General features: G+C 71.7%; 11 protein-coding genes. 6 read left to right on the forward strand and 5 right to left on the reverse strand.

The features are described 5' to 3' along the window. Positions 1-69: 69 nt before the first annotated feature. Positions 70-1,950 (forward strand): aldehyde ferredoxin oxidoreductase family protein, encoded by a 1,881-nt coding sequence (locus tag VGW35_01635; GenBank protein ID HEV8306342.1) that lies wholly within the window; start codon positions 70-72, stop codon positions 1,948-1,950. Between the two features lie 28 nt (positions 1,951-1,978). Here VGW35_01635 and VGW35_01640 read toward each other — a convergent pair whose 3' ends face one another. Beyond that, positions 1,979-2,611, reverse strand: a complete 633-nt coding sequence (locus tag VGW35_01640; GenBank protein ID HEV8306343.1) for an HAD family phosphatase — start codon at positions 2,609-2,611, stop codon at positions 1,979-1,981. Positions 2,612-2,717: 106 nt separating this feature from the next. Between VGW35_01640 and VGW35_01645 the strand changes: the two genes are divergently transcribed. The 5 genes from VGW35_01645 to VGW35_01665 all read left to right on the forward strand — a co-directional run bounded on the left by VGW35_01645 (position 2,718) and on the right by VGW35_01665 (position 8,648). Continuing rightward, on the forward strand, positions 2,718-4,247 hold the full coding sequence (locus VGW35_01645) for a glycosyltransferase 87 family protein (GenBank protein ID HEV8306344.1): 1,530 nt from the start codon (positions 2,718-2,720) through the stop codon (positions 4,245-4,247). Positions 4,248-4,305: 58 nt separating this feature from the next. Further along, positions 4,306-5,451, forward strand: a complete 1,146-nt coding sequence (locus VGW35_01650) for a thiolase family protein (protein ID HEV8306345.1) — start codon at positions 4,306-4,308, stop codon at positions 5,449-5,451. Between the two features lie 221 nt (positions 5,452-5,672). Then, positions 5,673-6,656: a C-terminal binding protein gene (locus tag VGW35_01655; protein HEV8306346.1), complete on the forward strand. Its 984-nt coding sequence runs from the start codon at positions 5,673-5,675 to the stop codon at positions 6,654-6,656. A 59-nt stretch (positions 6,657-6,715) separates the two neighbouring features. Continuing rightward, the gene (locus VGW35_01660; protein ID HEV8306347.1) at positions 6,716-7,693 is read left to right on the forward strand and encodes a sugar kinase; all 978 of its coding nucleotides are present in this window, start codon (positions 6,716-6,718) and stop codon (positions 7,691-7,693) included. Between the two features lie 37 nt (positions 7,694-7,730). Continuing rightward, positions 7,731-8,648, forward strand: coding sequence for a branched-chain amino acid transaminase (locus tag VGW35_01665; GenBank protein ID HEV8306348.1), 918 nt, complete (start codon positions 7,731-7,733; stop codon positions 8,646-8,648). Positions 8,649-8,724: 76 nt separating this feature from the next. On the opposite strand, the gene VGW35_01670 is transcribed toward VGW35_01665, so the two are convergent. The 4 genes from VGW35_01670 to VGW35_01685 all read right to left on the reverse strand — a co-directional run bounded on the left by VGW35_01670 (position 8,725) and on the right by VGW35_01685 (position 11,624). Continuing rightward, complete coding sequence (locus VGW35_01670; protein HEV8306349.1) at positions 8,725-9,345, reverse strand: BON domain-containing protein; 621 nt, start codon at positions 9,343-9,345, stop codon at positions 8,725-8,727. 229 nt (positions 9,346-9,574) lie between these two features. After that, entirely contained in the window at positions 9,575-10,252 is a 678-nt protein-coding gene (locus VGW35_01675; GenBank protein ID HEV8306350.1) for a DUF3047 domain-containing protein, read from the reverse strand. Beyond that, positions 10,249-10,482, reverse strand: a complete 234-nt coding sequence (locus VGW35_01680) for a hypothetical protein (GenBank protein HEV8306351.1) — start codon at positions 10,480-10,482, stop codon at positions 10,249-10,251. Before VGW35_01680 ends, VGW35_01675 begins: the two co-directional genes overlap by 4 nt. Beyond that, a complete protein-coding gene (locus VGW35_01685) occupies positions 10,479-11,624 on the reverse strand; it encodes an FIST N-terminal domain-containing protein (GenBank protein ID HEV8306352.1) in 1,146 nt (381 codons plus the stop codon). The genes VGW35_01680 and VGW35_01685 overlap by 4 nt, the downstream gene beginning before the upstream one ends. Between the last annotated feature and the right edge of the window lie 120 nt (positions 11,625-11,744).

An 11,744-nucleotide genomic window follows, 5' to 3' on the forward strand; every position in this document is an offset into this window, starting at 1 on the left:
CGTAGGCTCGTTGCCAGACATGCCATCATCGCCGGCCTGGCGCCGGCGCACCCCGGGGAGGAATCGCGCATGCCATCGGGCGTCATCGGCAAGCTGCTCCACGTCGACCTGACCACCCGCGAGACCCGCGTCGAGGAGGTTCCCGAGACGGTGCTGCGCCAGCACCTCGGCGGTGGCGCCCTGGCCGCCTACGTCCTGCTCCGCGACCTCCCACCCGGCGTGGATCCGCTGGGGCCGGACAACGTGCTCGTGTTCACGACCAGCGTGGTCAACGGGCTCTCGCTGTCGGGGACCAACCGCTACACCGCCGCCGCCAAGTCGCCGCTGACCGGCGGCTACGGGGAGTCGGAGGCCGGGGGATGGTGGGGTCCCGAGCTGCGGTCGGCCGGCTACGATGGCCTCGTCATCCGCGGCCAGGCCGAGGCGCCCGTCTACCTCTGGATCAAGGACGGCCAGGTGGAGATTCGGAGCGCCGAGGCGTACTGGGGCAAGCTCTCCGGTGAAGTGCAGGACGGGCTCGAGCAGGAGGTGAAGGACAAGCGCATTCGGGTGCTTCAGACGGGAATCGCCGGCGAGCGCGGCGTCCGCTTCGCGGCCCTCGTGAACCAGCTCAAGCACTTCCACGGTCGGTGCGGGCTCGGGGCGGTGATGGGCGCCAAGCGGCTCAAGGCCGTCGTGGTACGCGGCACCAAGCCGCCGGTCGCTGCGGACAAAGAGGGGGCCAAGGGCACGCTGGTCTGGTTCCGGGAGCACCACGACCGCTCCAAGGACCGGTTCCACGTCTACGGGACCGCCGGCGGCGTCCCCGCCCTCGAGGCCAGCGGCATCCTGCCGACGCGAAATTTCCGTGACGGCTCCTTCGAGCACTTCCGGGCCATCAGCGGCCAGACGATGGCGGACACCATCCTGGTCAACCGCGGGACCTGCTATGCGTGCGCCGTGGCCTGCAAGCGCGAGGTGGCGGTGCCCGAGCTGGACGTCACGCCCAAGTACGGCGGTCCCGAATACGAGTCGCTGGCGGCCTCGGGCTCGCTCTGCGGCGTCGGCGACCTCAAGGCGCTGGCCAAGATCAACCAGCTCCTGGCCCAGTACGTCCTCGATTCGATCTCGACCGGCGCCGTCATCGCCTTCGCCATGGAGTGCTACGAGCAGGGCATCCTCACTCCGGCCGACACCGGCGGGATCGAGCTCACCTGGGGGAACGCCGGCGCGGTCGAGCAGATGGTGCACCTCATCGGCCGGCGGGAGGGGATCGGCCGGCTGCTCGGCGAGGGCGTGAAGCGCGCGGCGGCGGCCCTGGGACGCGGCGCCGAGCGGTTCGCGCTGCACGTCAAGGGGCAAGAGCTCCCCATGCACGACCCGCGGGGCAAGAAGGGGCTGTCACTCGCCTACGCGCTCTCCCCCACCGGGGCCGACCACATGGAGGCGCCTCACGATCCGCTCTACGAGGGCTTCCATCCCCAGGGCCACCCGCTCGGTCCGCTCGGGCTCATCGAGCCGGTCAAGATGCTGGACCTGGGCCCGCGCAAGGTGCGCGCATTCTACCTCACCCAGCAAGTCTGGAGCCTCTACAACTCCGTCGGCATGTGCGATTTCGTGGGCACGCCGCTCAACGCGCTCGATCTCGAGAAGCTGGTGGGCTACGTCAACAGCGTCACCGGCTGGAACATGAGCCTCTACGAGATGCTCAAGGTCGGCGAGCGGGCGAACACCCTCATGCGGCTCTTCAACTGCCGGGAGGGATTCACGACCGACGACGACATCCTGCCCCAGCGGATGCACGAGGGGATCGGCAACGGGGCGCTGAAGGGCGAGCGCGTGGATCCGGACCAGTTCGTGGCCGCTCGGCGCCTGTATTACGAGATGGCCGGCTGGGATCCGGAGACGGGCCGGCCGACCGCGGCCAAGCTCGCCGAGCTGGCGGTGGACGAGGCGACGATCCGAAGCTAAGGGGTGGGCGAGCTCTGGAGCCTCGCCGTCACGCCGGCGGTCGGACGCCCAGCTCGGCCAGCATCGCCCGGAGATCGTGGCCGCGGTCCACCCGGAAGAAGACCCCGCGCATCCCCACCTGCTCGGCGGCGCGCACGTTCGGCTCGGAATCATCCACGAAGACGCACGCCTCGGGGGGGAGCCCGAGCCGCTCGGCCGCCAGCCGGTAGATGGCGGGGTCCGGCTTGGCCATTCCCACCTCGGCCGAGCAGACCACGGCGTCGAACAGCTCGTGGATGCCCAGCCCGTCGCGGAGCCGGGTCGGTAGGGTGGCGTCGGCGTTGGACAGGATCGCGATCCGATAGGCCGGACGGAGGGCGCGCACGAGAGCCACGGTCTCCGGGATCACGTGCTGGGCGCGGCGCCAGGCCTCGTGGACGCGGGGCAGTGGCCGCCCGGCCCGGGCTTCCAGCAGGCGATGCGCCTCGTCCAACCACGCCTGGCGATCGCCCCGTCCGCACTGGATGGCGTCCCAGGCGGGGGTTCGATAGAGGGTCTCGAAGATCGCGCCGCGCGGAAGCTGGTGGGCGTCCTCGAGCTCCCGCGCGACATCCCAGCGCATGTCGTGGACGACACCGCCGAAGTCGAGGACGACCCCGCGGATCCCGCCGGGCGCGGTCATCGGCTCACCTCGCGAGAGATCGGCGTGATGCGGATCGGCGGCTCCGGACGCGCCACGCGGAGAGCTTATCAGAGCGCCGCCGACCGTGCTAGCGTGGACGGCTGCCATGCCGGAACCGTGGGCAACCCGGGCGGCGCTCGCCGGCTTGGGGCTTCTCAGCCTGGCCGGGTATCGGCTCGGCCTTCCGCGACTCGGCGGCCACGGCTTCCCCATTCACGAAGCATACGTCGTCCTCTCCCTGGGCCTCTTCCTCGTCTACCTCGCGGCGGTGACCGTGGTGCTCCGGCGGCCCTCGGCGGATCGCGTCGTGCTGGCCACGATCCTCGGCTTCGGGCTGCTCTTCCGGCTGGCGGTCCTGCCGAGCCCGGTCTTCCTTTCCTCGGACCTCTACCGGTACCTCTGGGACGGGCGCGTGCAGCTTGCCGGCATCAATCCCTATCGTTCCGCGCCGGAGGCGCCGGAGCTCGCCCGCCTCCGCGACGCGGAGATCCATCCGCGCATCAACCGGCCGACCGAGCGCACGGTGTACCCGCCGGCCGCCGAGGCGGTGTTCGCGCTCGTCGCCGCCGTCGCGCCGAACAGCGTCGTGGGGTGGCGTGTGGTCGTTCTCGGCTGCGAGGGCGCGACGGTGGCGCTGCTCCTCGGCCTGCTGCGGCGGATGAGGACGGCCCCGTCCGCGGTCCTCGTCTACGCCTGGGCGCCGCTGGCCGTCCTCGAGGGCGTACAGGCCGGCCACGTGGACTTCGTGATGTTCCCGCTGCTCCTCCTCGCGCTCGGCTGGCGGCAGGCGGGCCGGATGACCGGCGCGGGCTTGGCCCTCGGCCTCGCGATCCTGGTCAAGCTCTATCCGGCCGTGCTCCTCCTGGTCTGGCACCGCCGCGGCGAGCGTCGCCTTCCGGCGGCCTGCGCCGGCGTCGTGGCCACGGGCTACCTCGCCTATCTCGGCGGGGTCGGCCCGCGGGTCGCCGGGTTCCTGCCCCGGTATTTCGGGACCGCGGAAGACTTCAACGTGGGGCTCCGCGCGTTCCTGACCGCGCCGGTGGACGCCGCGCTGAACGCGTCCCACTGGGAGGCCCTGGGGCGGTGCGGCCTCCGATTCCTCGCGCGCTTCGGCTACGTGGACCCGCGGGTTCCGATCGAGGCCCTCCTCCCGGCCGACGCCGAGCCACCCCTTCGCCAGGCGCTCGGGATGCCGTCCGCGGACGTGGGGACGCTCCTGCTGGTCCAGGTCGGCCACGAGGTGGTCCGGGGCGTCGCCATGTTCGTCCTGCTCGCCCTGCTGGGGGCCGTGCTCGTCCGGCTCGGCCGGCGGCGATCCGAAGGCGCTGCCGGCGTCCTCGCCGCCGGCAGGGGAGCGGTGGCCGCCTATCTCGTTCTGGTCCCGACCGCCATGCACGCGTGGTACGCCGCCTGGATGCTGCCGTTCCTGACCCTTCAGCCTTCGCTGGCGTGGCTCTGGTTCACCGGGGCGGTGTCGCTGTCCTACCTGAAGTACGCCTGGGGCGACCTGCCGGTCTGGCTGCGTCTGATCGAGTACCTCCCACTCTACGGCCTCCTCGTGTGGGAGTGGGTCGCGGTGGTCTCGACGCGCTGGGCTCTCCACCGCGGTTGCGGGTCGGGCGCGGCGCCGGTATAGTAGCCGAGTAGCCGGGGCCGCGCGCGCCGCACTCCGCTCCGCTGCCAAGGAGGCTCCCATGCCAGAGGCCGTCATCGTCGAAGCCGTCCGCTCCGCAGTCGGGCGCAAGAACGGGACGCTCGCGGCGGTTCGCCCGGACGACCTGGCCGCCCACGTCCTCGCGGCCCTCGTCCGCCGGGCGGGGGTGGATCCGGTCCTCGTCGAGGACGTGATCTTCGGGTGCGTGGACCAGGTGGGGGAGCAGGGATTCAACATCGCGCGCAACTCCGCCCTGATCGCCGGCCTGCCGCTCGACGTCTGCGGTGTCACGCTCGACCGCATGTGCGGCTCGGGGCAGCAGGCGGCGAACTTCGGCTTCGGCATGGTCGTCTCGGGGCAGCACGACTGCCTGATCGTGGGCGGGGTCGAGAACATGAGCCGCGTCCCCATGGGCTCGAACGCCCAGGGTCCCGGCGAGGGTCCCATCAGTCCCAAGCTGACCGAGCGCTACCAGATCGTGCCGCAGGGGATCTCGGCCGAGCTGATCGCCGAGAAGTGGGGGCTCGGCCGCGCCGAGCTCGACGAGTTCGCGGCCCAGAGCCACGAAAAGGCGGGCCGGGCGATCGCCGAGGGGCGGTTCAAGCGGGAGATCGTGCCGGTGCCGCTGCCGGACGGCTCCCTATTCGACACCGACGAGGGTGTGCGGGTGCCGGTGAACCGGGAGAAGATGGCCAGCCTCGCCCCCTCCTTCAAGCCGGACGGCGTCGTCACGGCCGCCAACTCGAGCCAGATCTCGGACGGGGCCGCGGCCCTCCTCCTGATGTCGCGGGAGCGGGCCCAGGCCCTCGGGCTCCGCCCTCGGGCGCGGTTCGTCGCCTCCGCGCTGGCCGGCGTGGACCCGACGATCATGCTCACGGGCCCCATCCCGGCGACCCAGCGCGTCCTCGCCAAGGCCGGACTGGCGCTCGCCGACATCGACCGCATCGAGATCAACGAGGCGTTTGCCTCGGTGGTGCTCGCCTGGGAGCGGGAGCTGCGGCCCGACATGTCGAAGGTCAACGTGAACGGCGGGGCGATCGCGCTCGGGCACCCCCTCGGCTGCTCGGGGGCGAAGCTCCTCACCACGCTGCTCTGCGAGCTGGAGCGGTCGGGAGGCCGGTTCGGCCTTCAGACGATGTGCATCGGCTTCGGCCAGGGCATCGCGACGATCATCGAGCGGCTCTGACGCCATGGCCGGCTACTACTGCCCGAAGTGCAAGAAGACGGCGCCTGTCCAGAAGATGTGCTGTGGGCGCCCCATGAAGCGCGGCTAGGCCCCGGGCCGATGGCCGTCGCGCCGGGTCGTCCTCGGTCGTCGGCGGCCCTCAACGTATGCGGCATACGCCTCGGGCCGCCTCCTTCCTGCGTCCTACCGGCGCTCGGCCCTCGGCCCGGGGCCTCCGCTTGATGACGACGACGGCCGACCCGGGGTCGGCGCCGCTGGTCCTCATCTGCGGCCTCGATCATGCCACCTTCGTCGAGGAGGAGGCCGTGTTCGCCGCCGCGGGGGTGCGCTTCCGCCCCGTGCTCGCCCGCAGCGAGGCGGACTTCCTCGGCAAGTGCGCGGAGGCGGATGCCCTCCTCATCCAGTACGGCGATGTCACCCGGCGAGTCATCGAGAGCCTGCCGCGTATCCGCGTCCTCGTGCGCTACGGGGTCGGGGTCGACGGCATCGACGTCGAGGCCGCGACCGCGCGGGGCATCCCGGTGGTGAACGTCCCGGACTACGGCACCGACGAGGTGGCGAACCACGCGGTCGCGCTGCTCCTGGCTCTGGCCCGGAAGCTTCCCCAGCTCGATCGGCAGACCCGCGCCGGCCGCTGGAGCGTCTTCGAGGCGATCCCGATCACCCGCCTGACCGGCCGGACGGTCGGAATCCTCGGGTGCGGCCGGATCGGGAGCCGCGTCGCCCGAAAGCTGGCGGGCTTCGACGTGTGCCTCCTGGCCTGTGATCCCTACCTCCGGACGTTCCCCCCGGGCGTCGAGCCCGTCGCGTTCGAGCGTCTCCTGGCCGAGTCCGACTACCTGACCGTGCACGCTCCGCTCACGGCGGGGACGCACCATCTCATCGGGCGGGCCGCGCTGGCCCGGATGAAGCCGACGGCCGTCCTGATCAACACCGCGCGCGGCGGGATCGTGGATACGGACGCCCTGGTCGACGCGCTTCGGGCCGGGCGTCTCGCGGGGGCGGGACTCGACGTCACCGAGCAGGAGCCGCTGCCTCCCGGAAGCCCGCTGCTGGCCATGGACCAGGTCATCGTGACGCCCCACGCCGCCTGGTACTCGGAGGAGGGGCGGTCCGAGCTCAAGCGCCGCGTGGCGGAGGAGGCGGTGCGGGTCCTGCGTGGCCAGCGGCCGCAGAACTGCATCAATCCCCAAGTGTTCGGGTGACGGGCGGGCCGCTCGACGTCGCTGGTGGCGGCGCGGGACCGTCGCCTGAGCCGCGGCCGGTGAGCCCGGAGCCGTCGCTCTACGACGTGGTGGCGCTCGGGGAGGTGATGCTCCGGCTCGCCTGCAAGCCGCCGACGCGCCTCGAGCAGACGCGGGAACTGGATGTCTCCTTCGGCGGCACCGAGGCCAACGTCCTCTGCGCGCTGGCGCGCATCGGCCTCCGCACGGCCTGGATCTCCGCCCTGCCCTCGAACCCGTGGGGGGAACGGGTCGGGCGCGAGCTTCGCGGGCACGACGTCGACGTCGCTCACATCGTCTGGCGGGTGCGCGGCCGGATCGGGCTCTACTTCCTCGAATACGGCGTCGGCCCCCGTCCCATCCGGGTGCTCTACGACCGCCAGGACTCGGCCTTCTCGACCCTCCACGAGGATGAGGTGGACTGGGCGGTGGTGCGCCGGAGCCGCCTGGTCCACGTGACCGGGATCACCCCGGCGCTCGGCGAGCAGCCGCGCGGGCTCACCGAGCGGGCCCTCGAAGAGGCGCACACGGGGGGCGCCTTCGTCTCGCTCGACGTGAACTATCGGGCCGCTCTCTGGTCGCCCGACGACGCCCGCATCTACTTCGAGAGCCTGTGCCCGCGGGTCGGGCTCCTGTTCGTGGGTCGCGAGGACGCTCGCCGGGTATTCGGGCTCGACGGGGACCCGGAGCTGGTCGCCGAGGGGCTCCGGCGGTGGGCGCCCAAGGCGATGATCGCGCTGACCCTGGGCGAGCAGGGCTCGGTCGTCCTGGCCGACCGCCTCTACCGCCCCACGCGCCTCTACCGCCTGGACATGGTCGCCGACCGCGTCGGGGCCGGCGACGCGTTCGCGGCCGGCTTCCTCTACGGGCTCCTCACGAGCCAGGACGTGCAGTACGCCCAGGACTGCGGCACCGCGCTGGCCGCCCTCAAGTGCACGATGTGGGGCGACGTCGCGCTGGTTCGCCCCGGCGAGCTCGAGGAGCTGATGGCCCAACCCGACCCGCGCATCCGCCGCTGACCCGACCCCACTCACCAGAGCAAAAGGAGGCTCCACCGTGCGACCGTCCCGCTACCTCTACCTGAACGGCCGGATCGTGCCCTACGGCGAGGCGCTCATCCACGTCCAGTCGGCGGCCGTCAAGTACGGCACGTCGGTCTTCGAGGGACTCCGGGCCTACTGGAACCCGCAGCAGGGCGAGCTGTACGTCTTCCGCCTCAAGGAGCACATCGACCGTCTCTACGACTCGCTCCGGCTCATGCGGATGGAGCACACCTTCAGCCGGGAGGAGCTGGCCAGCTCCATCCTCGAGGTCTTGCGGAAGAACGAGTATCGTGAGGACGTCCACGTCCGGCAGACCGCCTACCTCGAGGCCGACGCCGGCATGGAGGCGACGGAGCCGGTCGGATTGGCGGTGGACGCGTTGCCCCGCCGGCTCTCCCAGAAAGTCGGCATCACCGCCTGCATCTCCTCCTGGATGCGGATCGCCGACGGCAGCATGCCGCCCCGGATCAAGTGCTCGGCCAACTATCAGAACGGCCGGCTGGCCGCGCTGGAAGCCAAGCTCAACGGCTACGACGGCGCCCTCCTCCTGAATGCCCGGGGCAAGCTCGCCGAGGCGCCGGGCGCGTGCTGCTTCGTGGTGCGGCGCGGGGTCCCGATCACGCCGCCGGTGACGGCGGACATCCTGGAGTCGGTGACGCGGGCGACGCTCCTCGAGCTGAGCCAGAAGGAGCTGGGCCTCGCCCCCGAGGTGCGCGAGATCGATCGGACGGAGCTGTACGTGGCCGAGGAGGCCTTCCTGTGCGGGAGCGGCTGGGAGATCACCCCCGTCCTGTCGGTCGACAAGCTGCCGCTCGGCGATGGCATCCAGCCGGGCCCGGTGACGCGCGCGATCCAGGCCTGCTACTTCGACGTGGTCCGCGGCGAGAAGCCGGCCTATCGGGACTGGCTCACCCCGGTGTACGGCAAGTAGGGCGGCCGCGCCCACCCACCCAGCCCGAGAGGCTGGGGAGGTTTCGGAGGGGGCCGTTGAGGCCCCCTCCGATGATCTACCGGCACACCTCGGTCGGCCCATCCTGGGCGAGCCGACCGTTCTGGTAGATCCGCTCCTGGACCTGACGGCACCCGGTGGGGCCGACCGCGGCCAGCGGGTAGGCTTCGACGCGCTGGAACCCGTCGACCGACTCGTAGGCGACGGCGCGGTTCTGAAGCGCGGCCTCGCGCGTGGCCCGGCGCCGGATGTCGCTGAGCGTGCCGTCGAGGGTCGCATCGGCCGCTCGCCAGCGGTTGTCCCGGTCCAGGACGGCGGGCGTCGCCGGCGTCACCGGTGGGCTGTACACCGGAGCGGGTGGGGCGGTCGGAGCGGCCGCCTGCACTCGCAGGTTGTTGACGACTCCGCGGACGCCACCGACCTGACGGGCCGCCTCGCCCGCCCGATATCGAACGTCCTCGTTCTCGACCACGCCGTTCAGGCTCACGATTCCCTGGTTGGTGTCCACGTCGATCCGGGTCAGCGTCGACAGCTTCTCGCGAGCCAGCCGCGTCTTGACGGCGGCCGTGGTCAGGGCGTCGTCGACGGTCGCGCCGGCCGACTTCTCCGGCGCCGAGGCGCAGCCGGCGACGGATCCGAGCAGGGCCATGACGAGCGCGAGTCTCAGTATGGTATGCATCGCCGATCTCCTCTCTACGAGCACACTTCGCGGGTCGTGATGACGAGCAGGAGAGAAACGAACAGTCGCTGCATGGCGAACCTCCTGGACAGAGAACCAGATATCGTCCCGATTGCAGCAATCCCGATACCAGGCGTCGTCTGTCGCGCTGGCGACAGAGGAGGCGGGGGCGTCGGCAGCCCGTCCGCAGCCAGGCTGAGCCCGGGGCCCCTCGCCGCGACGCAGCGGGTCAGTTCTTCCGGAAGAGGATGGGCCCCACGAAGGACTCGGCGGTGCTCTTGGTGTCGTCGGAGTCGATCCCGACGGAGACGATGGCTGGCTCCTCGGGCTCCTCCCCGTAGATCCGCTTGAAGTCCTCGCGGACGTTGCGGCGCTCCGTGAGCCACTTCCCGAGGTCAGCGGGACCCGAGCGGACGACGACGTAGGTGACGGTGCCGGTCTTCTGGCTCTTCACCGTTGATCCGGCCGGCACGGTCGTGTCCCAGATGTATCCGATGACGCGGGAGCGGACGGCCTCCGGAAATCGCGGCCAGGTCACGTAGATCTGGCCGGCCTGGTCGTCGGTCTCGGCGCGGCGAGAGTCCCCGCCCTTCGGGAGCGTGACGACCTTCCAGCTCCACTCCAGGACCGGAGTCTCCTTCAGGTTGACCTTTCCCTTGATCTCCTTGCTGATATTCGAGCTGTCGCCGGCGCTCTTCAGGTGGAGGACCTTCCGCCCTCCGTCCTCGACGACGACGAACTCGTAATTGGGACTGCCCCATCGCTGCTTCTGCCACGGTGGCGGGATGCCCTTGGTGCCGACCGGCTGGGACGACCAGTCCTCGACCACCACCGGGTCGGCCGCCAGCGCGGTCACGACGAGCGCCAGCAGCAGGATCGGGACCAGAGGCCGGGATCGCAGGGTCATGACGGTCTCCTGGTGTCGGATCCCCCGTCAGGGCGCATGCCCCGAGCCTTCGGGCCGAGGCGGGTGGCCTCGTGCGCGTAAGCCAGGGGCACCCAGTCCGTGAGGAGGGGACGGGTATCGCGTGGGTCGATGATCTCCTCGATGCCGAAGGCCTCTGCCGTCCGGAACGGGCTGCGCAGGGCGCCCAGACGGGCCTCGATCTCGCGCAGGAGCGCGGGGTCCCAGCTCACGATTGGGGGAAGACGATCAGGACGCCGGTGTAGTTGTGGAAGAAGCTCGTCGGCCCGACCGGGGCGAACTCGCCGTTGCCGAAGAAGCCGACGAGCGGCCACTCACCGAGCCGCCGGCGGATCGCCGTGACGTCGTGATCGGGGACGCCGAACAGGCCTCGCCCGCGGCCGGCGCAGTTGACGTAGATCCCGAAGGCGGGCCGCCGCCCCGCCAGCTCGGCCTCCACGCGCCCCAGCATGGCCTCGAGGTCGTCGCGGGCGGCCTCGGCGTCCCGGATGTGGAACTGGATCGTCTGTCCCGGCCGGATCGGCTCGGCCACGGCCAGGGCCCCGCTCTCGCGGTCGACGCCGGCCAGGTTTCGGACGAGGAAGTCGCCCCGCGCCAGCGGCGACTTGGCGGGATTCATGGCGAGGCCCGCGAAGACGCCGGCCTGGGGCAGCCGCTGCTCGTAGTCGGGCACCGCGTGGATCGCTTCCTGGAGGACCTCGAGGGGCGAGCGCCCCGCGATCGCCCGGACCACGTTCCCCTCGCCCCGGGTCACCACGTAGGCTTCGCCGATCGGCTGGCAGCCCTGGGCGACTCCGACGACCGGCGCGTGGCCGGAGAGGGCCAGTCCCGGGAGCGCGCCCTGCGCGACCTCGGTGTTGTACAGCTCGAAGATCGGCGTGCCCGCCGCGGCCCCGCCGAGCACCGGCACCGGCCCGAGACCCTCGGCGAGCCCGTGGAGAAGGCCGCGCGGATCGAGGTTGGTCGCGTCGGGCAGGATGAAGAGCGCGCCGCCCTCCGCCACCGCTGGGCCCGCCTGCTCGGCCAGCTCCGTGCCCGCCCGGGCGTCGAGCCGCGCGTGGTCGGCCACCATGACCGGGCACGCGAGGACGGCGCCGTCGCTCCGGGTGACCAGGACGGCCACCGCCGGGATCTGCTCGATCTCGCCCCGCTCGGTCAGGACGCCGGCCCCGCTCACGCCGACGACGGCCCGGGCCCCGGTGACGCGCCGCACGGCGTGGAGCAGCGCGCCGGCGAACGGGAGCGCGTCGCCGGTCGTGAAGACGAGGGCCACCTCCGCCCGCTCGGCCCCGCTGGCGGCCATGGCGGCCAGCGACGCGTCGAGCGCCGCCTCGTCGGCTTGCTTGCCCGTCACGAGCCCCGATCCCGCGAGGATCACGTGGGAGACCGTAACAGAATCCAGGCCACCACCGCAACCGCGGCGGCGCCCGGCGCCTTCGTCTATGGATGTCTAGCGATACCTGCCGAGGCGGAC

Source organism: Candidatus Methylomirabilota bacterium, assembly GCA_036005065.1.
Classification (GTDB): Bacteria; Methylomirabilota; Methylomirabilia; order Rokubacteriales; family DASRDR01; genus DASYQW01.

What these genes read in the sequence shown, in the direction of transcription:
- VGW35_01645 (HEV8306344.1), top strand. Translation starts at nt 2,718, where the DNA reads ATGCCGGAACCGTGGGCAACCCGGGCGGCGCTCGCCGGCTTGGGGCTT.
- VGW35_01635 (HEV8306342.1), top strand. Translation starts at nt 70, where the DNA reads ATGCCATCGGGCGTCATCGGCAAGCTGCTCCACGTCGACCTGACCACC.
- VGW35_01650 (HEV8306345.1), top strand. Translation starts at nt 4,306, where the DNA reads ATGCCAGAGGCCGTCATCGTCGAAGCCGTCCGCTCCGCAGTCGGGCGC.
- VGW35_01655 (HEV8306346.1), top strand. Translation starts at nt 5,673, where the DNA reads ATGACGACGACGGCCGACCCGGGGTCGGCGCCGCTGGTCCTCATCTGC.
- VGW35_01640 (HEV8306343.1), bottom strand. Translation starts at nt 2,611, where the DNA reads ATGACCGCGCCCGGCGGGATCCGCGGGGTCGTCCTCGACTTCGGCGGT.
- VGW35_01675 (HEV8306350.1), bottom strand. Translation starts at nt 10,252, where the DNA reads ATGACCCTGCGATCCCGGCCTCTGGTCCCGATCCTGCTGCTGGCGCTC.
- VGW35_01670 (HEV8306349.1), bottom strand. Translation starts at nt 9,345, where the DNA reads ATGCATACCATACTGAGACTCGCGCTCGTCATGGCCCTGCTCGGATCC.